This window comes from Robertmurraya sp. FSL R5-0851 (assembly GCF_038002965.1).
GTDB classification, from domain to species: domain Bacteria; phylum Bacillota; class Bacilli; order Bacillales; family Cytobacillaceae; genus Robertmurraya_A; species Robertmurraya_A beringensis.
The window spans coordinates 4,705,522-4,727,351 of the sequence record NZ_JBBOOE010000001.1; the positions used below are offsets into that span (position 1 = coordinate 4,705,522).

The 21,830-nt window shown below is 38.0% G+C and carries 18 protein-coding genes, 1 pseudogene, 1 riboswitch and 1 other annotated feature; of the genes and pseudogenes, 5 read left to right on the forward strand and 14 right to left on the reverse strand.

Going from position 1 to position 21,830, the window contains the following annotated elements; genetic code table 11:
* Positions 1-109: 109 nt before the first annotated feature.
* The 3 genes from MKX65_RS23965 to proB (MKX65_RS23975) all read right to left on the reverse strand — a co-directional run bounded on the left by MKX65_RS23965 (position 110) and on the right by proB (MKX65_RS23975) (position 3,836).
* The gene (locus MKX65_RS23965) at positions 110-1,387 is read right to left on the reverse strand and encodes a HAMP domain-containing sensor histidine kinase (protein WP_340906070.1); all 1,278 of its coding nucleotides are present in this window, start codon (positions 1,385-1,387) and stop codon (positions 110-112) included.
* Between the two features lie 80 nt (positions 1,388-1,467).
* The gene (locus tag MKX65_RS23970) at positions 1,468-2,715 is read right to left on the reverse strand and encodes a glutamate-5-semialdehyde dehydrogenase (protein WP_160547732.1); all 1,248 of its coding nucleotides are present in this window, start codon (positions 2,713-2,715) and stop codon (positions 1,468-1,470) included.
* Positions 2,712-3,836, reverse strand: coding sequence for a glutamate 5-kinase (gene proB / locus MKX65_RS23975; RefSeq protein WP_340906071.1), 1,125 nt, complete (start codon positions 3,834-3,836; stop codon positions 2,712-2,714). Before proB (MKX65_RS23975) ends, MKX65_RS23970 begins: the two co-directional genes overlap by 4 nt.
* 54 nt (positions 3,837-3,890) lie before the next feature.
* Positions 3,891-4,101: a binding site (T-box leader), on the reverse strand.
* A gap of 300 nt (positions 4,102-4,401) precedes the next feature.
* On the opposite strand from proB (MKX65_RS23975), the gene MKX65_RS23980 reads away from it, so the two are divergent.
* The 4 genes and pseudogenes from MKX65_RS23980 (at position 4,402) to MKX65_RS23995 (ending at position 11,495) form a co-directional block, all read left to right on the forward strand.
* Entirely contained in the window at positions 4,402-7,908 is a 3,507-nt protein-coding gene (locus MKX65_RS23980) for a bifunctional 2',3'-cyclic-nucleotide 2'-phosphodiesterase/3'-nucleotidase (RefSeq protein ID WP_340906073.1), read from the forward strand.
* A 334-nt stretch (positions 7,909-8,242) separates the two neighbouring features.
* Positions 8,243-9,057: pseudogene (gene proC, locus MKX65_RS23985) on the forward strand (pyrroline-5-carboxylate reductase).
* 31 nt (positions 9,058-9,088) lie between these two features.
* Positions 9,089-10,219, forward strand: a complete 1,131-nt coding sequence (gene proB / locus MKX65_RS23990) for a glutamate 5-kinase (RefSeq protein ID WP_340906074.1) — start codon at positions 9,089-9,091, stop codon at positions 10,217-10,219.
* 13 nt (positions 10,220-10,232) lie between these two features.
* Entirely contained in the window at positions 10,233-11,495 is a 1,263-nt protein-coding gene (locus MKX65_RS23995) for a glutamate-5-semialdehyde dehydrogenase (protein WP_340906075.1), read from the forward strand.
* 57 nt (positions 11,496-11,552) lie between these two features.
* Here MKX65_RS23995 and MKX65_RS24000 read toward each other — a convergent pair whose 3' ends face one another.
* The 8 genes from MKX65_RS24000 to iadA form a co-directional block, all read right to left on the reverse strand.
* Positions 11,553-11,828 (reverse strand): hypothetical protein, encoded by a 276-nt coding sequence (locus MKX65_RS24000; RefSeq protein ID WP_340906076.1) that lies wholly within the window; start codon positions 11,826-11,828, stop codon positions 11,553-11,555.
* 182 nt (positions 11,829-12,010) lie between these two features.
* Positions 12,011-12,595 carry a hypothetical protein gene (locus MKX65_RS24005; RefSeq protein ID WP_340906077.1) on the reverse strand — a complete coding sequence of 195 codons (585 nt, stop codon included), beginning with the start codon at positions 12,593-12,595 and terminating at the stop codon, positions 12,011-12,013.
* Between the two features lie 8 nt (positions 12,596-12,603).
* Positions 12,604-13,779 carry a ParM/StbA family protein gene (locus tag MKX65_RS24010; RefSeq protein ID WP_340906078.1) on the reverse strand — a complete coding sequence of 392 codons (1,176 nt, stop codon included), beginning with the start codon at positions 13,777-13,779 and terminating at the stop codon, positions 12,604-12,606.
* Positions 13,780-14,156: 377 nt separating this feature from the next.
* The gene (locus MKX65_RS24015; protein ID WP_340906080.1) at positions 14,157-14,594 is read right to left on the reverse strand and encodes a DUF3231 family protein; all 438 of its coding nucleotides are present in this window, start codon (positions 14,592-14,594) and stop codon (positions 14,157-14,159) included.
* Complete coding sequence (locus tag MKX65_RS24020) at positions 14,579-15,709, reverse strand: GMC family oxidoreductase N-terminal domain-containing protein (RefSeq protein WP_340906081.1); 1,131 nt, start codon at positions 15,707-15,709, stop codon at positions 14,579-14,581. Before MKX65_RS24020 ends, MKX65_RS24015 begins: the two co-directional genes overlap by 16 nt.
* Positions 15,710-15,753: 44 nt before the next feature.
* Positions 15,754-15,936: an FAD-dependent oxidoreductase gene (locus MKX65_RS24025; protein ID WP_340906082.1), complete on the reverse strand. Its 183-nt coding sequence runs from the start codon at positions 15,934-15,936 to the stop codon at positions 15,754-15,756.
* Positions 15,915-16,304 (reverse strand): hypothetical protein, encoded by a 390-nt coding sequence (locus MKX65_RS24030; RefSeq protein WP_340906083.1) that lies wholly within the window; start codon positions 16,302-16,304, stop codon positions 15,915-15,917. The genes MKX65_RS24025 and MKX65_RS24030 overlap by 22 nt, the downstream gene beginning before the upstream one ends.
* A gap of 521 nt (positions 16,305-16,825) precedes the next feature.
* Positions 16,826-17,998: a beta-aspartyl-peptidase gene (iadA, locus tag MKX65_RS24035; protein ID WP_340906084.1), complete on the reverse strand. Its 1,173-nt coding sequence runs from the start codon at positions 17,996-17,998 to the stop codon at positions 16,826-16,828.
* 223 nt (positions 17,999-18,221) lie between these two features.
* Here iadA and MKX65_RS24040 point away from each other — a divergent pair, with 223 nt between their 5' ends.
* Positions 18,222-18,848, forward strand: a complete 627-nt coding sequence (locus MKX65_RS24040) for a histidine phosphatase family protein (RefSeq protein WP_160547722.1) — start codon at positions 18,222-18,224, stop codon at positions 18,846-18,848.
* A 60-nt stretch (positions 18,849-18,908) separates the two neighbouring features.
* Here MKX65_RS24040 and MKX65_RS27180 read toward each other — a convergent pair whose 3' ends face one another.
* From MKX65_RS27180 to MKX65_RS24050, 3 genes are all read right to left on the reverse strand, one after another.
* A complete protein-coding gene (locus MKX65_RS27180) occupies positions 18,909-19,094 on the reverse strand; it encodes a phospholipase D-like domain-containing protein (RefSeq protein ID WP_445677960.1) in 186 nt (61 codons plus the stop codon).
* Positions 19,095-19,250: 156 nt separating this feature from the next.
* Entirely contained in the window at positions 19,251-20,450 is a 1,200-nt protein-coding gene (locus MKX65_RS24045) for an NAD(P)-dependent oxidoreductase (protein ID WP_160547721.1), read from the reverse strand.
* A 57-nt stretch (positions 20,451-20,507) separates the two neighbouring features.
* Positions 20,508-20,586: riboswitch (ZMP/ZTP riboswitch) on the reverse strand.
* A gap of 741 nt (positions 20,587-21,327) precedes the next feature.
* Positions 21,328-21,789 (reverse strand): hypothetical protein, encoded by a 462-nt coding sequence (locus tag MKX65_RS24050; RefSeq protein WP_160547720.1) that lies wholly within the window; start codon positions 21,787-21,789, stop codon positions 21,328-21,330.
* Positions 21,790-21,830 lie beyond the last annotated feature (41 nt).

The following is a 21,830-nucleotide window of genomic DNA, read 5'->3' on the forward strand; positions in this document are numbered from 1 at the left end:
TGTATATACATGTTTTGTTTACGTTTTCATTCTAACTTGTATATACAAATCTGTCAATCTACTTTTCTAAAAAACGCGTACATAAAAAAAAACGCCCGAGTTCGGACGTTTATATAAGGGACGGAAAACGAATGGTAACGGTTGTTCCTTTTCCTTTTGTACTTTTGAAGCTTATTTTTCCTTTGTAATTCTCTGCGATATTATAACAAATCATCATTCCGAGGCCAGTTCCTTTACTCTTTAAAGAATAAAATGGAGTTCCAAGAGACTCAATTTCCTTCTCTGTCATCCCTTGACCATAATCAATAATATTAATTTCAACCATATCCTTTATTTTTGAAGCTGCCACTACGACCACATCACCAATATTCGATGCTTCGATTGCATTTTTAATAATATTTATGAATAATTGTTTCATCTCAATTGTATTAGCTGCGACATAGGAATCTTCTACAATTTGTAACTCGATTTGATTATCATGTAATAGCCCGTAGGAATGGAGCAAATCGGTTACACTTTGAAGAACCTGCCTGATATTTACCGGTTCTAGCTCCTTTTCCTTCGCTGGCTTTGCAATCGATAAAAATTGAGATATAACCTGTTCAGCTGTATTCAACTCATCTACCATTAAATGAAAATGTTTCTTCAACTCAGTATCTACTTCATTGGATTGCTCGTAAAACTGTAAAAATCCTTTAACTACTGTCAAAGGATTTCTGATTTCATGAGCAACTGCTGCTGCAAGTTGTCCAGTCGTCTTCAAACGCTCTGCCTGTTTTATTTGTTGAAAATATAGTTGTTGTTTCTTTAAACGACCATAGGAAATATAAAAAATAAAGTAAATGATGGCTTGACTACCAAAAAAATTAATTATATTTCCCACTAGATCTTCTTGAATATAAGAATAATGAGCACCTTGATCAACAAGTATGATATATAGGAACGTCATTAGGATCGCAAAACTATTAAGTGCCAGTGAAAAGTAAAAGAGTTTTGGATCAAAAAATAAAATCGATATAGCTGGAACAAGACATAAAAAGATAAAGTTTGACCAGGTATCAGGATATAAAAAGAATAATGAATAAAAGTACATAAATGATGTAATCATGATGAGCAATCGACAATAATGAGATGTATTTCTCGGGTACAACAATAAACAAACAGCAAAGAATGTGAGAAATAATGCATGGAGAAAAAAAGCTGATCCATCTTGACTATAATATGGATTGTCTACTAATAGACCCATTAACATAATGGCAATAACAACAGTTATCGTAAAATAATACAGTTTCTTATTAATTTCCGTATAAAGTTCCTTCATACTTACTCCTTTAAACCAGGATTGCATTTCGGTTAATACGATTGTTCTCCCTATATATACTACCATAATTACCCTTTTGTTTTGGGAAAAATTTAAACCAAAAAGAGAGTAGTTCGAAAAGTCTGCTACTCTCTTTTTGACTATTTTTATTCTCTTATTTGTCCGGTTCCTCGAACAATGTACTTGGTAGAGGTAAGAGCAGGTAAGCCCATTGGACCTCGTGCATGAAGCTTTTGCGTACTAATCCCTATTTCTGCCCCAAAACCAAATTCAAAGCCATCGGTAAATCTTGTAGAAGCATTGTGATATAGGGCTGCTGCATCAACTCTATTAAAGAATGTCTCTACATTCTCAGCAGTTTCTGAAATGATCGCTTCTGAATGCTTTGAGCCATAGCTAGCAATATGACTGATTGCTTCATCGACATGAGATACCACTCGAAGCGCTACTGTTAGGTTTGAGAACTCTGTTTCCCAATCTTCTTCAGTAGCAGGAAGTAAATCTTTATCCATTTGTCTTGCCTTTTCATCTGCGCGTATTTCCACCTTTTTCTCTTGTAACGCTTTTATTAAATCCTCTAGATGCTGATCTGCCCATTTTTGGTGAACAAGGATCGTTTCTGCCGCATTACACACAGATGGACGCTGAGTTTTCGCATTAATGGCAATATCAATGGCCATTTTATGATTAGCACTTTCATCAATATAAATATGACAGTTCCCCACCCCAGTTTCAAGAACGGGAACGGAAGCATTATTTACAACGGATTGAATGAGGTTTGCTCCTCCTCTAGGGATGAGCACATCTAGGTACTCTGTTAACTTAAACATTTGGGAAGCTGTTTCTCTGCTTGTATCTTCTAGTAACTGCACCGCTTCCACTGGACATTCACTCTTTTCAAGTGCACGGTGAATAACTGCTACAATCGCTTTATTTGAATGAATCGCAGATGAACTTCCTCGCAACAACACCGCATTACCTGTTTTTAGGCAAAGACTTGCTGCATCAACCGTGACATTGGGTCTTGCTTCATAGATCATTCCGACAACTCCAAGAGGAACACGGACTTTCTCAATATGAAGACCATTTGGGCGATCCCATCCCTCTAGAATCTCTCCAACAGGATCTGATAAGGTAGCTACTTGTCTTACTCCTTCTGCCATGTCTTGAATACGTTCTTCCGTTAATTGGAGACGATCGAGTAAGTGATCTCCCATCCCGCTTTGCTTTCCAGCCTCAAGATCCTTCTTATTTTCTTGTAAAATAAAAGGGGTATCCTCTACTAACTGATTGGCAATAAGCAGCAATGCATCGTTTTTCTGGTTGGTGGTACAAAGAGCTAAGCTAGTTGCTAGAGTACTTGCGAGACGTGCCTTTTCTAATAATTCTGTCATCTTTGTTTCCTCTCCTTCGTAAAAGTAACCCAGTTATCTCTGTGAATAACTTCAATCCGATTATGCATATTTACTATATTTGCTTCTTTACTTGAAAGTCCTTTAATTTTGGAAAGTTCATCAACTGTATAATTAATTTGCCCTTTTCCAATTAACTCACCTTTTTCATTCCATACCTCTACGACATCACCGCGCGTAAAGGAACCATCAACATGTTTGACACCTGCTGGCAAAAGGCTTTTCCCTTGATGAATGACAGCATGTTCCGCACCCGAATCAATATCGATTCGCCCAGCAATTTGTGAGTGAATGCCTATCCACTGTTTCTTACTTTTTAATGAAGTCCCTAGGTTATAGCCAATATAGGTACCATCGCCCTTTCCAGTAACGATATCTAATAGCTTATCCGTTCCTTCTCCCTTGCCGATAAATACCTTTACACCGACAGATAAAGCCGTTTTGGCTGCCTCAAGCTTCGAACGCATCCCGCCTGTACCGACCTTTGAACCAGAACCTCCCGCAACCTCTAAAACTTCCTCTGTAACTTCTGGGAGGAAATTATACTTTTTAGCGTTCGGGTCCTTACGTGGGTTTCCGTCATACAAGCCATTTATATCCGTAAGAATAATGAGCGTGTCGGCATGAATTAAACCACTAACTAAAGCAGAAAGCATGTCATTATCGCCAAATGTGAGTTCATCTACCGCAACCGAATCGTTTTCATTAATAATCGGTATAACCCCACGTTTTAATAGCTCAGATAATGTGGAATAGGCATTATTGTATTGTTCTTGTTGGGAAAAATCATTTCTTGTTAGAAGAAGCTGGGCTGACACGATTCCTTCTTTTTGAAACTCTTCAAAGTAGCTTTGCATGAGTAAGCCCTGACCCACAGCGGCAGCCGCTTGCTTTCCAGCAATGGTCACAGGTCTTGTCTGATAGCCTAAAACTGAAAAACCTGCAGCCACAGCTCCTGAAGAAATAAGAATCACTTCGTTTCCTTCCTTCTTCAGCTTAGACAGTGCCGCCACATGCTCGGCGATCTTATTCTTTGATAGACCACCATGCGAATTCGTTAATGAACTACTCCCGATTTTTACAACAATGCGCTGTTTAGCCACTTCCATCCCTCATTCTCTAAATTCTTCATCTAAATAAAAAAACTCCTCCATCCTTAAAAGGACGGAAGAGTTAATCCGCGGTACCACCTTTTTAGCAACCTTAAAAAGGATGCCTCTCAAAACCCCGTAACGAGGGGAAACGGTTAGTTTTAGCTAACTGCTCAAGGACAGGTTCGATCTGTCAGCGGTGGCAGGGACTCTCAGCCTAGGACCCCACTCTCTTTACACATGTACAAGATGTACTAATTCCTCTCATCGCTTCTTCGTTCATTTCTTTGCAGAATATTATAAATTCTAATGATCAACTCGTCAAGTTAATTTAGTAATAGAACAACCGTTCCACTTTATACCATTTTTTAACAAACTAATTATATAGACCCATCAGATTATTTTATTAAAAGGTAGATGGATCCAAGAGAAATTTGTCGAATATTTTATAAATTAGGACTATATAATCAACTTTATAAACCTAATAATTTTTTAACACCACCTTTACAATAACCATGCTATATTACACCTTAGAGACCCTAAATATCTCAATAATAGAATAAGGATGGATGGATCGATGAAACTGCAAAGCAAAAAGAAAGGTAATAAGATTTTATCTAGCACACTTGCTCTCAGCATGATCGCAGCACCGTTAATACCAACTAATGTACTTGCAGCAAAGTCTTCCGTTGAAAAAGTTCAATCAGAAGTTGAACTTCGAATCATGGAGACAACTGATATTCATACGAATCTATTAGACTTTGATTATTACAAAAATGCAACTGCTCCAAAGTTAGGTTTAGCAAAAACGGCAACTCTTGTAAAAGAAGCACGAGCACAGGCAGATAACTCTGTATTAGTAGACAACGGTGACCTCATTCAAGGGACTCCTCTTGGAACCTACAAAGCCAAGATCGATCCTTTAGAGGACGGAGAAGTTCACCCAGCTATTAAAGCCATGAACTTAATGGGTTATGACATGGCAACCCTTGGAAACCATGAGTTTAACTACGGTTTAGAATATCTTGATGAAGTTTATGATGATGCGGACTTTTCGTTTGTTAATGCGAACGTTTATGTGGATGATCATGATAACGATCCAACCAATGATGTAAATAAATATACACCTTATAAAATCGTTAATAAAAAAGTTAAAGATGAAAACGGCAAAACAGCTGTTATCCAAATCGGTTATATCGGTTTTGTCCCTCCTCAAATTAATGAGTGGGATAAAGCAAACTTAGATGGCAAAGTCATTACAAAAAATATCGTAGAATCAGCTGAGCGTTTCGTACCAAAGATGAAGGAAGAAGGAGCTGATGTGATTATCGCAATGGCTCACTCTGGCTTTAGTGGAAGCGAAGCTAACTCAGAAGATACCGTCTATGCACTAAGTAAAGTTGATGGAATTGACGCCATTACATTCTCACACACTCATAAAGTATTCCCTGCAAAAGATGTTAGTTCATTAGATGCATTATTTAAAGGTGCGGATGGACAACCTCTACCTGGCGTAGACAATGCAAAAGGAACCATTAATGGCGTTGCAGCTGTGCAAGCTGGTTACGGTGGTGGAGCACTAGGTATTATTGACCTTACACTTCAAAAGATTAAAGGAAAATGGTCTGTTGCGGACTCTCAATCTTCTACACGTGCCATAGATACAGTAAAGCCAGACGAAAAAATTGTAAAAGCTGTAACAGCTGATCACGAAGCAACCATTGAATATGTAAACACTCCTATCGGAACAACAACCGATGATATCTATAGTTATTTTGCTCTTGTGCAAGATGATCCATCTATTCAAGTGGTGACAAACGCACAAAAATGGTATGTAGAAAAGTATATTGGTCTAAATAAACCAGAATTAAAAGACCTTCCTATTCTTTCTGTTGGTGCGCCATTTAAAGCAGGACGAAATGGTTTTGAAGAATATACAGAAATTAAGAAAGGCGATTTGACCATTCGTAGCGCTGGTGATTTATACCTTTACGACAACACTTTAAAGGCTGTGAAAGTAAAAGGATCGGTTGTTAAGGAATGGATTGAGATGACTGCAGGGAAATTCAATCAAATTGATCCAGCCAAAACAGAGGAACAATCGCTTTTAAATCCATCCTTCCCTGTTTATAACTTCGATGTGATTGATGGAGTTGAGTATCAAATTGATGTAACACAGCCTGCTAAGTACGATACAAAAGGCAATCTAGTAAACCCAGAATCTAGCCGTGTCATAAACCTAGAATATAACGGTGAGCCAGTTGACCCTGAACAAGAATTTATTGTTGTAACAAACAACTACCGTGCTGGTGGTGGCGGTAACTTCCCTGGAGTAAAGGGCAGTGAACTAGTAGTTGATTCTGCAGATGAAAACCGTCAAATCTTAATGGACTATATCTCAGAAGAAAAAGTCATTACACCAACAGTTGATAACAACTGGTCAATCGCACCTATTTCTGGAGATGTGAATGTAACGTTTACCACTTCACCAAAGGCAGAGCAATACATTGGTGAAAATAGCCCATTCTCTTATACTGGTAAAACAGATGCAAGTGGATTTGGTATTTTTAATATTAACCTTAACCGCGGAGTGAAAGTTCAGCTCCTAGGTGTAAATGACTTACATGGTCAGCTAGATACGGTAACCAAATTGGGTACTTCATTGGCTGGACAAATTGAGTATACCGCTGGTGCGTTAAAACAAGAAGAGGCTACTAACCCTAATACATTAATCGTGCATGCTGGAGATATGATTGGAGGAAGCCCTCTTATTTCGGCTCTTTTCCAAGATGAACCAACAATTGAAGTACTAGAGGCAATCGGCTTTGATGCAGGCACTCTAGGAAACCATGAGTTTGATGAAGGAATTGATGAATTAAAACGAATCATCAACGGTGGAGACCATCCAAACGGTACCCCTGGTTATGACGGAATGAATTTCCCTCTTGTAGCAGCAAATGCTTATGATACAAGAGACGGTGAGTTAATTACTGAGCCATATACTGTACTTGAGACGGGTGGACAAAAGATTGGTGTGATCGGGGTTGTTACTCAAGAAACTCCATCTATGATTGTTAGAAAAGGCAATGAAACTCTCCAAATTACAGATGAAGTAGCAGCGATTAACAAGTACACAGCTGAATTAAAAGCACAAGATATAGAAGCGATTGTTGTTCTTGCCCATAACCCTGCGGAACAAGAAGGATACACAGATGCATATGATGCCAGTAAAATTGCAGAACAAGTAAATGATGAGGTTGATATCATTTTTGCCGCTCACAATCATAAGTATGTGAATCGTGTTGTAGACAATAAGTTAATTGTACAAGCATATTCTTACGGCTCTGCTTTCTCTGATGTCGACCTAGAAATCGACCCTTTCACAGGAGATATTTTCAAAAAATCAGCTGAAATTAAAACGGTTTACCAAGATAAGTACACTCCAGATCCAGAAGTTGCTGCCATCATAGAAAAGTACAAAGAAAAGGTAGAACCTATTAAAGCACAGGTGGTTGGACAATCTCTTACTACCCTTGAAAAAGGATACCCAACGGTTGCTAGCCAAAATAGTGATTTGCCTCTAGGTAACTTAATCGCCGATGGAATGAAAGAGGCCATGGATTCTGACTTTGCATTAATGAACGGTGGTGGGGTTCGCTCTCCGCTTGAAGCAGGTGAAGTCACATATGGTGATCTATTCGCTATTCAGCCTTTTGGTAATGTCCTGAACAAAGTGAATCTAAGTGGTGCCGATTTACGTGTCATCCTAGATGAACAAATTACAACAAGAGGTCTTGACTATCATATCTCTGGATTCAAGTATACGTACACATATGACGATTCGGCAAAAATAGGAAAAGTCGTGGACATTACTTTACCAGACGGAACCCCAATTGACCCAACAAAAGAGTATAGTGTAGTTGTAAACAACTACATGTACGGCAATATCAGTACAAGCATTGGAAAGCTTTCTACCGATATGGAAGTGGGAGATGTGGATTTAGACGCGACCGTAAAGTTTGTTAAATCATTAACTTCCCCTATCGACTACAAGTCTGAAGGAAGAATTCAAAGAGTATATTAAAATCAAAGCTCTCAGGAGAGAATGTTCTCTTGAGAGCTTTTTCTTGTTCGTTTATTTAGTTATAACTTACCCTGATATATCAGAAAAATCTTGATATTTACGACTGACACGCGTTATATCATGCTGAGAGGCTTTCTCGAGGCTACAACTCCATATATTAACGCTTACACTAACTAATTGGAAGAAATGCTCCTAACATTTCTTGAACCCCTTGAATATGGAAACCACCGTGTTAGTATTAAATTCTGAGATAAATTACGAACAAAAATACGAACAAAATTGGAGAGATGAGATGCTACACAATAAGAAAGTTGCCTTTATCGGTGCAGGTTCTATGGCTGAAGCAATGATTGCTGGTTTAGTTCAATCAGAAAGGATTACACCAGAAAACATTATTGCTACAAACCGTTCAAATGCTCAAAAGCTAACTGCACTTGAATCAAAGTATGGAATTAGAGGGATAAAACTTGAATATTTACCGTTTGACCAAATAGATATTTTTATTTTGGCCATGAAGCCAAAAGATGTGGATCAAGCATTACACTATTTAAAACACCAAATTAAATCAAACCAACTTATTTTATCCGTTTTAGCTGGAATTACAACAACATACCTAGAACAAAACCTTCATGATGACCAGCAAGTAGTTCGAGTGATGCCGAATACATCAAGTGCAATCGGTGAATCCACTACTGCCATATCCCCAGGTCATAAAACAACAGAAATTCATGTCTATGAAACGAAAGAGTTACTCAATTGCATCGGTTCGGTCTTTCAGATTGATGAGAAGAATATGGATATTTTCACAGGACTTGCGGGAAGTGGCCCAGCCTATTTTTATTATTTAATGGAGCATATGGAATTACAAGGTGCCAAAGCTGGCTTTGACATACAAACCACCAGGCAAATTATCGCTCAAACGATTGTCGGTGCTGCAAGAATGGTTCAGGAACAAGATGAAACACCTGCCGTTTTGAGAGAAAAAGTGACCTCCCTAATGGCACCACTGCTGCTGGCCTACAGGCATTAGATCTGAATGGTGGAGGAATAGCAATAGCTAAAGCGGTTGAGTTTGCTGCTAAACGTTCAAAAGAAATCAGCGAGCAGATTAAAGAAAGTCTCTTAGTTAGATCCACTACAAATAAGTAAGGAAAGATAAATTTATATCAGGAGTGATAAAATGACGACCCTTGAAAACAGGAAGAAACGGGTTGTAATAAAAGTAGGAAGCAGTTCTTTAACCAGTCGACATGGAGAAATTAGTCGGCGAAAACTGGAAAAATTAGCGGATGAGATTGCTCTTTTAAAGGATGCTGGACATGAAATCGTATTTGTATCCTCCGGAGCTGTGGCGGCTGGGTATCGTAAACTAGGCTGCATTAACCGCCCCACATCTCTCCCAGAGAAACAAGCGGCAGCCTCTATTGGGCAAGGACTACTAATTGAAGCCTATTCAGAGATTTTCTTATCCCACGGGTATATCGCCTCACAGATATTAATTACACGTAGTGATTTTTCAGATGAAACCCGCTATCACAATGTTCGAAACACACTAAACGTATTATTAGAACGAGGAATTATACCTATTGTTAATGAAAACGACACTGTCACAGTCGACAGGTTAAAGTTTGGTGATAACGATACATTATCAGCTAAAGTGGCTGGTTTAATTGAAGCTGACCAATTGATTATTTTATCTGATATCGAAGGACTATACGATTCAGATCCCCGCAAAAATGAACAGGCCAAACTTTTAGAAAAAGTATACGAAATCACACCTGAAATTGAACAAGGTGCAGGTGGATCCGGAAGTGTGGTTGGAACAGGAGGCATGAAGTCGAAGATTGATGCTGTGAAAATTGCTATGGCTTCAGGTATTCGTACGTTTCTTGGTAAAGCCACCATTTCAAATATACTAAATGATGCTGTTCAAGGTACCGCCAAAGGAACATATTTCGAAGTTTCTACCGAGACGGTTAATTTAGATCAAAAGAAACAATGGATTGCCTTTCACTCCGGTCCAAAGGGAGAGATTTTCATCAACGAACACGGAAAACTCTCTATTGTTGAATGTAAACAGAGCATTCTATCCTCCCATATTGAGAAGGTGAATGGACGGTTTGAAAAAGGTTCTGTTATTCGAATCTTAGACCACCAGGGCGAAAGAGTGGGATTAGGTGTAGTGAATTATTCAACGGAAGAACTTGAACGAATAATGAATTCTATAGGTGAAGAATTGAGTAATGATGAGGTTGTTCCAATCGAACACTTTGTTTGCGAATTAGAACTATCCCTACCTGTGGTCATATAAAAGGAGGAGTTATATGTCAGTAACTACAGAATTTACAAGTGTCGAAGCGCAAGCCATTGCTGCTAAAAAAGCAGCAAAAGTCCTTAGCCAACTATCAACTGCAGAAAAAAATGAAGTATTACATGTTTTAGCCGATGCATTAGAAAAAAAGACAAACGTGATTTTAGAGGCAAATCAGCTTGATTTAGATACGGGTCGAGCCAAAGGCTATGACGCCGCCTACATGGATCGCCTGGCCCTCTCTAAAGAAAGAATATCGGAATTTGCAGAAGGTCTCAGGCAAGTAGCTACACTAGAGGACCCAACGGGGAAAATTCTATCAAGTTGGACATTAGATAATGGTTTATTAGTTGAAAAGGTATCCGTTCCATTAGGTGTTATTGGGATGATCTATGAAGCACGTCCTAATGTAACCGTTGATGCCACCGGTCTTGCCCTTAAATCAGGTAATGCTATTGTTTTAAAAGGAGGATCATCTGCTTTATCATCAAACCAAGCGATCGTTCAAGTCATGCATGAAGCACTAGATCACACATTGGTCCCAGGAGAGGCTGTTCAATTCATCGCAAGTACAAATCGCGAAGCTACTCAGCAGCTTTTCACTATGAAGGAACATATTGATGTACTCATCCCTAGAGGTGGTGCTTCTCTTATAAATGCGGTCGTAAATCAAGCAACCATTCCTGTACTCGAAACTGGAGTTGGAAACTGCCACTTATACATTGATGTTGAAGCAGATGTTGATAAAGCATTAAACATACTCATTAATGCGAAAACGGACCGTCCTGCTGTATGTAATGCGTTAGAGACAGCTATTATTCATAAAGACTGGCTTATCAAAAACAAGAGTCATCTCGTTGATATTTTTAATAAACATGGTATTACTGTTCATGGCGATGAAATGGCTCAAACTTATATTCCCAATGCGGTCCCAGCAACAGAGAAAGATTGGGCAAACGAGTATTTAAGCTTAGATTTAGCCATCAAAACCGTTAATAACGTCGAAGAAGCCATTGACCATATTGAAACATACGGAACCAAGCACTCTGAAGCAATTGTAACTGAGAACAAAGAAACAGCGAAAAAGTTTATGAGTTTAGTAGATGCTTCCGCCCTATACCACAATGCATCCACACGGTTTACAGATGGCGGAGCACTTGGATTTGGAGCAGAGATAGGAATATCCACTCAAAAATTACATGCTCGCGGACCAATGGGTTTACCTGCCTTAACAACGGTGAAATTTATAATGTCTGGTAACGGACAAATACGATGAACGAACGAAAGGACGATCATGAGCACATCCCTCATCATGATCGTCCTTCTCGTTTTATTACACCCATAACATAAATACAGCAAAGGCAATGACCCATACCAGCGGAACCAAATTAAAAATAACAGCAAGATTCTTTCTTTTTCGATGGAATACCCAAGAAAGAATCGAGCCAACAATGACTGCAACTGGATATAAGGTAATAGTGATGACAAATAAAGAATTATAGAGACCTATGCCAGCATCAAAGCTCATAAAAGACATACCCCAAATAACAAACCAAGGCAGTAAAGATAGGACATAAAGAACTTGAGTAATAATCAAAAATGGCTTCACTTGTATCTCCTCCATACAAACAATGACCTTATTAATTATGAAATCTTAATACACAAAGTAAGTATATTACAAGATATATATAATCATTCGAGTGGCAAAAGGTTGTTAATACTTCCTGGGAAATTTTTTTAGGATAATAAATAATCCCTTCATCTAGATATAGATAAAGGGATATGGTATGACTATTTATTCATTTTTGAGAGAAAGTCACCTAAGAGACTATCAAGGTCATTTTCGTAATCTTGGTCCTCGTCCGTTGCTTCTGGTTCTTCCTGGCTGATACTTTCCCAACTAAAGGCATCCAAATCGTCTTCTGACGCCTCGGGCTCTTTTGAAACAGCTATTTCAGGAATTGGATCATTCAAATGTTCATCAAGATCAGATACCTCTTCCTGTAAATATAAGGCATCCGATATATCAAGAGCATTACTATTCAAGGACGCTAGCAAAGCGGTGGCTCGAACAGGATCTGTTAAAAGTTGGTACATGATACTTCCAAGCAAAGCCTCTGAATGCTCATGCTTTAACCAGTTTCGTTGGGATTTGCTTAATTTATGAGGAATGGGAATCGTGATTGTTTCCTGCTCCTTAGACGAAGACTGGCTAACTCCCTGCATGACAAACTCCGCTATTTTACTAGAAAAATTTCTTCTTTCGGTTTCCTTCAACTTTTGTAAATACTTTAATAAATGATCAGGTGTATCAGATGGAATTCGAAAGGAGATTGCTTGGCCCCTCTTCACTTCATTGGAAGCTAATTTTTTCATATGATCACCTATGAATTCTTAACGGGTTCTTGGGCTTTCTTTGGCTTCTCGACTTTCCTTACATAATCCGTAATAAGCTTATAATAGGCATTAGCCATCATCCAAATACTCTCTTTTTCATCTTCAAAAAATTCAATATTATAGCCATCTAAATTATTATTTAGTGTCTTAATATAGTCCTTTAATACATGTGCACCGCCACCAACAAAATAACAGATTTCCGTTTGAGAGTTCTTTTGCCAAATATTCCTTAACAAACGGTATTGTTTTTTTGCTAGCTCTAGTAAAATCCGATCTGTTATGTCATGAACACTCGTACGGCTGCCTTTCACCATAATGTGATTGCGATCATTCTTTCTAGTAATAATTTCAACAACATCACGACGACTATCTAACTCCACCCCGTGCTTTGTTCTTATTTCCTCTCTTATGGCTTCTAGAGATTCAGAAACGCCTAGATTGAACCCTTGTGCCTTATCATCATCAACATTACGATTTTTAATCACTGCAATATCCGTGGATAGTCCTCCGATGTCCTGAATAAGAATTCTTTTATCAATTAAATCCTTATTAATAATCTTTAGCTGGGTATCCATCACAAGATTAATATAAGCTGCAAAACCTTCTGGATATATTTTCACTTCATTAAATTTAATATTTACTTTTAACCCTTGATACTTAGGTGTGACAAGAAATTCTACTTGGTGCACAGAACCGACTAATTTCGAACGGTATCCCGCATCCTTTCCTTCCTTTACTTCACGTAGTGGAAGACCCGTACCAAGCGTGTAATTGGCATCAATCACTTGTTTGGATCTAGGAAAAATACCCGAATTCTCTTCTTTCACCGCATCCATTGCCAAGGTAGCAAAAAGCATGACCAATGTTTGGTCTTCTTCTGATTTGCTACTTCCAGGATCTAATTCTGTTGCATTGTTGCTTTTCGTTGCAAGATGGCCTACTCGGTAAATGGCATTATTGTCTTTTAGAGCAGGAGAATGCACTTTAATGTGGATGCCATCAAAGGGATTTTTACTATCCAGTTCCTCTATTCCAATGACCGGTCGATCTTCCGTATCCCTGGCAACAATATTAGGCATATTAATTTCATATTCCATCTCCCCAAAGATCGCTTTAATCGAGTCATTTCCAACATCTACTGCTGCAATTCTAGAGTTTGACATAATAGATCATCCCTTCTCGTTTAATAGATTTATAGTTCATAGTTGCTGATTATTTCTATGTATCTTTCTATTAAAGCGTATAGGAAAATACTAGATTATTCAATGAACCTTGCTGAAAAGAAATGAAATTGTAAACCTGTAAACAGCTTGTAAACAAATGGCTTTTTGTATACGTAATTGTAAACAACCACGACAAACACGTATACATATGATTAAACTAGGATGCATACACTTTTGTATACATGTAAACATAAAAGCATACATGTTGTTTACATTAAGTAAACATGTATACGACTTTTGTAAACAAAGAGCTTGTTTCAGGTTAACACCCAGTAACATTCAAAAAGGTCCTACTTCAAGTAAGACCTAATTTGTATTTATGATTTGTAATAAGGAGGAATGCGTAACCATTCCTTCTGCTCTAAGTACTGTTTTACTTGTAACCCTGCAAGTGTTTTTTTCATAATAATCTTTGAAAAAAGTAACCCAACGTCTGCTCGTATGGACTCTGTAAGGCCTCTTGCAGCGTATGCGACACCACTTGCTAAGTTATATGACATTAAGTTAGCTAACTCTTCATCATTTAATTTGGCACCCTCAGGTATATCACGAAAATCTCCTACAGGTTTTTCTGGTGTATTTTTTGGTAGTGGGACTCCTTCTTTTATTAAGAATTCTCTTAACTCGTCTCTGATGGGAATATGTACGTTCTCCTTTGAATCCAAGATGATCCTTTTTAATTCCTCATCCTGAGCTAAATTGTACCCTAGTTCCTCGTTGCGCAATGACGTTTCCGTACCTAATAAAAAAAACATAAGTTCACTCCATTTCTATGATCAACTTCATCGTCTGTAGTGATTAGTACATTCAACGTTTTTCTGTAATTCAACATTAAATCTTTTAATTTGCTTCCAACAATTTGATGATAAGATTCCCATTGAGACTGTTCCTTTTCATAGATACTCCATCCAAATTGACTAATTCCATAGGAAAGAGAAGCTGTTAGTCCTGGGCTCATACCGACCGTTTGCAAGGAACCTAATCCTGGTATATCCAGCCTTGCACCACATGTATGTCCAATAAAAGGATGGATATCAGGCTCACCTAAGATAGACATAAGGTCTTTTTCATTAAAGATTCCCGTTACCCAGTCCATATAGTGGTTCGTTAACCCCTTACCAACCCATGGATTTTCAGGAAGATTAGAATTTAACCAAAGTCGCGGGCTCTCTATGCTACCTCCAGCAAGAACAACCACCTTTGCTCTTAATTCTTCCTCTTCTCCTGTCCATGTATCCCTAATTCGGACTCCAGTCGCCTGTAACTCTCGTGAATGACCGGTATCTGTTAAGATTTTTATGGTAAACGAATTGGGCCTAATCGTGACATTACCAGTACTCAAAGCCAATGGGATGTAACTAACGGTTGTTGATCTCTTGGCAACTTTATCTACGGAAGGGCCATGTGGACAACCATTTATACAATGTCCACAGAGGGTACACCCTTCCATCCACGATAATTGTTCAAGTGAAACATTTACATTATTAAGATTCTTATTTAAGGGTAAGATCGCGTTGGGCTGTGGACGATAGCCAGGCCTTGTAACATTTAGTGTGGAGTTTAGCTGCCAGCCTTCTTTTTTTGCTCCATAATAAAATAATTCTTCCTTTGCCGTTGTTGGTGCAAAGTGAACCGGTAATGTGGCTTCTACTTTTTCATAATAAGGAATGAGTTCTCGATAGGAAAGGGGCCATACTTGGTCAATAGCTACTGAATATGCACGAGGAGAATTAGCTGTATAGTGCTGTGTGGACCCTCCCACACCCGCACTTTGCCAAATAATTTGCTTATGTGGTGATAGGCGTACCCATGGTGCCCGATCTCTATTTGCTGGGCCCCATCGAAATCTACCTGTAACCAAATTATTCATATTGTCTTCATACTTGTTTAGTTGTTGCCTATAAAGAGTAATATCTAAATCATTTTTTCGGAACTTTCTTTTTCCCCAGATTGAAGATTGGGACTCGGCCACTTTTGATTTCCGTACCATGGGCCCGCTTCTACAATTAATACCTTTAATCCCTTTTCCCCAAGCTCCTTCGCTATTACTGCTCCACCACCTCCTGCACCAATGACTATAACATCTGGATTAGACATGATGATTCCCCCGGTTCTGGTAAGCTCACCAAAGGTACTTCTAATCTTTCTAGCAAATTGATTGCCTTTAACCGCTCACTACGTGACAGAGTAGAGAATACCCCTTCTCTAGAAAATTCCGTTATAATTCCTTTTTCTATGTACAATAGTTGAATAGCAGCCATATCTAATAAATCTGCTGTCTGTTTTGACAAAGGGATCGTTACTCCTTGATTTCCTGTAGAAGGCAAAGTCTGATCCAAAACCGCTATAACATACCCATAAATCACTTCATCCATTGGAGAAGCCTGCAGAATGGCGTCCACTGCAGCTTGGATGGTTATCCTGGTATGAACATCAGGTATTTCACTGTTTAAAGGTTTTATCATGTCCTTCCCCCTTACAAACAAAAATCCCCATCCTCTAATTTTATTTGGGAACTTGAAAGTATAGACTACATAATTTGAGGAAGCAAAAACCCGCACCATCTTAGTAACGGGTTCGGCTTTCGAGTACAAAAACTATTGGGAATTGATGTCCTGAAAGTGGTAGATAGGTGTTTGGATATTCAAGTTAGAAAGACCAGTTATCTGAAAGAAAACACACTGTTGTTATTCATTGTTGAATTTTTCGAGGAGGTATGGGAATTCATAGACTGAGAAATTCCGGTTACTCTGCATAGTAGGGCTCAAGAAGCAGATATAAGCGGAAATATTCCGATTAACTTCTCTATATATACCTAAATCTAAAGATTAGGTTCATATAAACGGAAAAACTCCATTTATATTGCGGGAAATGTTGGTATTTCCCAAAATAAACGGAATCTCTCCGTTTATTTTGGGTTCGTTCTATTTTGTACTTCACAACCGAACTACTTACCTTTTTAGGTACAGGTTTTACTTGTAGAATTTTACTCAAATGTCCCTTTCACTAAAGGAGAGCCCTCTGTCACCATTAGTTGACCTTTTGCAATAACCGTTTGAATCGTTAATGTTTCTTTATCTAAAATTACAAGGTCCGCATCCTTCCCTTTTTGAATATTCCCTTTTTGAGAAAGTTTGAGAACTTGGGCTGGATTTGATGTAATCACTGTAATTGCTTGCTCTAGAGGGATTTTCTCATTTAAGACTGCATCCCTTACCTCCCGGAATAACGAATCCGTTTTCCCCACTTTTAGCCCTTTAAATTCACCCATTTCATCAAAATAAGGAAGACTTGCCTGCCCATCTGATGAAAAAGTAATACTACTAATAGGGATGTCATTTTCGAGCATTAATCTTAAACCTGTCAAACACTTCACTTCCCCTTCTTCTAAAAATTGAGGAATGGTACTAGTCGTCAGGTCGACATACCCACCCTTTTTTGCATATGTAATACCTGCAGCAAATAATTCTTTATTACGATTAATATGAGTAGGGTGGAAATGTCTCGCAGGAATTTCTGTTTTCTCAATTATCTCTTCTAGCAATGATAGTTTTTCAATTCCATCCCCTACATGGATTTCTATAAGTCCAGCCTTCCCTGATAAAATCCCACCATTTCTAGCTGCTGTGGCAATTTTCACTATTTCTTCAAACGTAGGCTGAGAGGAACGATGATCAGAAATGGCAATTTCTCCAACACCAATAATTTTGTCAATTAAAATTAGATCATCTTCAATTCTTGAGGTTAATGTCTTGACTGGTACTTGATAAGAGCCGGTATGGATATAACAGGTAACACCTTCTTCTTCTAGTGCTCGAGCCTTTGCTAGAAGGCTTTCCATTCTCCTGGTTGTACCATCCGTGCCGAGTACACCAACAAGGGTAGTTACACCAGACATCGTTATATCTGTTAACATAATTTCTGGGGTTCTTGTTTTGAATCCACCTTCTCCACCACCACCAATAATATGAACATGAGAATCAATAAATCCAGGCACGATAAGTTGACCAGATGCGTCAATCACTTCGATAGGGACAAAGGAAGTAGGATTGTTTATTTGCTCCTCTATAAAAGCAATTTTATCGTCAGCAATGAGGATATCCCTTACTCCAAGATAATTCGGTGCATATACCTCTCCGTTTTTTATTAACTTTAACATAGCTCTTCACTCCTAACTGTAAGTCAATATAAGCACATAAGAACTTTAAGTTTAGTATTAGTTGAAAGTAAACTAGGACAGGACGATTATATGTTTATTGTACAAAAATTACCCCAAAAGGTGTAAATTTCCCTTCTCCTTATATAAATTAACAATTCTTCAGTAGGTATGGTAAAATTCTTGGTAACAAAGCAATAATACAATAAAAAGTAGGTGTTATAGATTGTCCTCTGAAAAAGAAGTAAAGCTTTATTTTGTACGTCATGGTGAGACTCAATATAATATAGAAAAACGTATGCAAGGGTTTTGTGATTCCCCGCTTACTGAACGCGGAATCACTCAAGCTAAGTCTGTAGGAATGGGACTAGATGATATTGAATTTACTGCGGTGTATACTAGTGAAAGCCAACGGGTCATTGATACAGCCAAGTATGCAGTTGGTCACCGAAAGCTTCCAACTAAGACAGATCCACGCCTGAAAGAAATGAACTTTGGTGTTTTAGAATCACTATTAGAATCAGAAATCACCGAGCGGTATGGAAATATACTCCAACAATTATTTACCCTTAACGACCTAAATATGGCTGCACCAGAAGGAGAAAGCTACTCCCAGCTTTATACACGAACAACCTCAGTCGTTAAAGAAATCATCGACAAGCACAAAAATGAAGGCGGAAATATACTCGTTTTCTCACATGGAGTGACAATCGGCAACTATTTAATGCAATTAACAAAAATGAGTGATTATCCGCACCATGATAATTGCAGTGTTTCTGTAATAAAGTATAGCAACGGTGAATTTAGTGTAGAAACGATTGCAGATACTTCTTTTAGGGACAGGTATCAATAATATAAAAACACCTCTATACGAATGGTATAGAGGTGTTTAACTACTTTATTTTCCTTACTTCTACCACTCCTCCAAATCACCACTATCCCACATTTCATTAAATGTATCACTCATTGATGAAGCTAATTCCGAATCACTTACGGTTAAGAGGACTTCCTGGTTATCTTCTGCAGAGTCTTTTGTGTAGTTAAAGGATCCTGTTACGACGGTTTTACTGGTATATTTAGTGCCTCTAACTGATCGAATATTTTTTTACTATCCCTTCCTAGTTTTTTCAATTGGCAATCTCCTTTGACTACTATCTATTACACTTTACACCATCTAACTTAAATGAAACTTAAATGGATATTATTCAAAAAAAAAGATGATACATAGATTTGTATCATCTTTTGTAAACAGGATTTAAATAAAACGTACCGTAACAATACCTTCAATCAAGCCGATTTTTTCTTCTAACTGAGGAATAATATCACTCGTTACATTGTTATCAATATCGATCATTGTATAGGCATATTCCCCTCTACTTCTGTTCACCATATCTGCAATGTTTAAGTCATAGCTTGATAGAGCTGAGGTGATCTTTCCAACCATTCCAGGAATATTTTTGTGGAAAGCTGCTACACGTTGTTTACCTGAATATGGAAGAGTAGCGTTTGGAAAATTCACTGAGTTTTTAATATTTCCAGTCTCAAGAAAGTCCTTTATTTGGCGCCCCGCCATAATCGCACAATTTTCCTCAGATTCTGCTGTTGATGCACCAAGGTGTGGAACACAAATGGTGTTTTCCATTTTCAGTACATTTTCATTAGGGAAATCTGTGATGTATTGACCCACGATTCCTTCTTCAAGTGCAACTGCCAAATCTATTTCGTTCACTAGTTCTCCACGTGAGAAGTTTAGAATATGAACACCTGGTTTCATAATACTGAATGTAGCTTGATTAAACATTCCTTTTGTATCATCCGTTAACGGTGTGTGCACGGTAATATAATCAGCGTTTGCAAATAATTCTTCAATGGTTAAAGCACGTTGGACTGTACGTGATAAATTCCAAGCAGTATCAACAGAAATGAATGGGTCGAATCCAATTACATCCATGTCTAAAGCAATGGCATCGTTCGCTACAAGTGCTCCAATGGCACCTAATCCAATAACCCCTAAAGTTTTACCCTTAATCTCTTTACCTACAAATTGCTTTTTCCCAGCTTCCACAAGCTTTGGAACTTGGTCCCCTTCACCTTCTAAGGTCTTTGTCCATGACACACCAGCAAAAAGATTTCTTGATGAAGCCATTATTGTAGTTAAAACCATCTCTTTAACGGCATTTGCATTTGCTCCAGGTGTATTAAAAACAACAATTCCTTGCTCTGTGCATTTGTCGACAGGAATATTATTAACACCTGCTCCAGCTCTTGCAATTGCTTTTAAATTACTACCGAAATCCATTGAATGCATATTAAAGCTACGAGCAATGATCGCATCCGGATTTTCACAGTCATTGTCGACTGCAAAGTTATCCTTACGGAAGACTTTTAACCCGCTTTCTGCAATATTATTTAATGTTTTAATTTGGTTCACTTTTTTTAATGTAATTGGGCTCATATTGTTTCTCCTTTTTTATTATAAATTTGAACAAAAAGAGGCAAGGGTTATAACCCTTACCTCTGCCCAGGCGAACGGCTACGACACCATGTGCTCCCTCGCGGTTATCCGCGTTTCGCCAGTTACACATAGTCTTTTTATTTCTTATATTCTAACAATTTATTCACTAGCCATCAAGCATAAAAATTTTCTAATTTATACTTTTCTTACAAATCAAACTTTCTTTATTTCTGATGAGGTTTTCTGTATATCAATGCACTTAAATAAATAGCGTATAAGCGAAATACAAATAACCGGAGTTTTTCCGGTTAAATACAGAAAGGAGCTATTTTTAGGGTGTATAAGCGGAGATTTTCCGATTAAGCTGACCAAAATCCCTCATTTTCACGTTTTTTGAGTCAATAGACGGAATTTCTCCGTCTATTTAACCAATATTCCAGCCAATTTATAAATTAAGCGGAATTCTTCCGTCTATTAATCAGACTGGCTATTTAACTTGTTCTCCCAAGCGGTAAGAACGGATCCTCATGTCCCTTATGCGGGAATCAGCATGTTTTTATCGACTAGTTGGGAAAGTATTTTTTAACCGTCTTGTCACTTAACTTCAAATGCTGCTCGACTTCAATAGTAACGGCTACCACACTTGCTTTAAAAACATCCTCTCACCATGGGTGTGACCTTCTTGTAAGCGTCGCAACCTTTCACCAGTTCTTACCTGCAAATGACTTTTATAAAGGCTTGGTATTCTTCCTCAAATCCCATAGCATTTCTCCTCATAATCTATCAATTAATCAAAATTCGCTGACAAACCACAAATGATTTAGCTAAATTTGAGATCCCCTCTATCCTCAATATCCTCTAAAGAAGAAGATTATAACTATTCCTCAATCGGAACCATAAAATCATAATCTGGAACTCCATACTTCGCAAACATCTTTTCTCGATACTCTTCAAATGACAAATAAAAATTTTCAGGCGGGTTTCCAAATAGGATCGAAAATTCCCCGTTTTCATGAGAAACTAAGTAGCTTTTATCTTGGTTAACATTCTTGTCCATGATTTTTGATTTTAATTCTTCTAATTGTGCGTCTGTTAGACTACAATTCAAAATCACGTTTTCTCTACTTCCGTCTTTATTTACCAATATACACATACCGTGCCCTTCACTCGTCTCTTCCTTATATTCAATATTTTCTTTCGTATATTTCTCAATTACTTTGTTGTAATAATAACCACATCTCATACAAAAGGTGTGCTGCTCATGAGTTTTGTAATAATAATCTTCAAATGCAGAACGTCCACAACATGGGCATTTAATAGCGTACATATTCGATGCCACGATGAATCATCTCCTATATATAATTTTTTAACTTCGAATAA

What these genes read in the sequence shown, in the direction of transcription:
- MKX65_RS23965 (WP_340906070.1), bottom strand. Translation starts at nt 1,387, where the DNA reads ATGGTAGTATATATAGGGAGAACAATCGTATTAACCGAAATGCAATCC.
- MKX65_RS23970 (WP_160547732.1), bottom strand. Translation starts at nt 2,715, where the DNA reads ATGACAGAATTATTAGAAAAGGCACGTCTCGCAAGTACTCTAGCAACT.
- MKX65_RS23980 (WP_340906073.1), top strand. Translation starts at nt 4,402, where the DNA reads ATGAAACTGCAAAGCAAAAAGAAAGGTAATAAGATTTTATCTAGCACA.
- proB (WP_340906074.1), top strand. Translation starts at nt 9,089, where the DNA reads ATGACGACCCTTGAAAACAGGAAGAAACGGGTTGTAATAAAAGTAGGA.
- MKX65_RS23995 (WP_340906075.1), top strand. Translation starts at nt 10,233, where the DNA reads ATGTCAGTAACTACAGAATTTACAAGTGTCGAAGCGCAAGCCATTGCT.
- MKX65_RS24005 (WP_340906077.1), bottom strand. Translation starts at nt 12,595, where the DNA reads ATGAAAAAATTAGCTTCCAATGAAGTGAAGAGGGGCCAAGCAATCTCC.
- MKX65_RS24010 (WP_340906078.1), bottom strand. Translation starts at nt 13,779, where the DNA reads ATGTCAAACTCTAGAATTGCAGCAGTAGATGTTGGAAATGACTCGATT.
- MKX65_RS24015 (WP_340906080.1), bottom strand. Translation starts at nt 14,594, where the DNA reads ATGTTTTTTTTATTAGGTACGGAAACGTCATTGCGCAACGAGGAACTA.
- MKX65_RS24020 (WP_340906081.1), bottom strand. Translation starts at nt 15,709, where the DNA reads ATGAATAATTTGGTTACAGGTAGATTTCGATGGGGCCCAGCAAATAGA.
- MKX65_RS24025 (WP_340906082.1), bottom strand. Translation starts at nt 15,936, where the DNA reads ATGTCTAATCCAGATGTTATAGTCATTGGTGCAGGAGGTGGTGGAGCA.
- MKX65_RS24030 (WP_340906083.1), bottom strand. Translation starts at nt 16,304, where the DNA reads ATGATAAAACCTTTAAACAGTGAAATACCTGATGTTCATACCAGGATA.
- iadA (WP_340906084.1), bottom strand. Translation starts at nt 17,998, where the DNA reads ATGTTAAAGTTAATAAAAAACGGAGAGGTATATGCACCGAATTATCTT.
- MKX65_RS24045 (WP_160547721.1), bottom strand. Translation starts at nt 20,450, where the DNA reads ATGAGCCCAATTACATTAAAAAAAGTGAACCAAATTAAAACATTAAAT.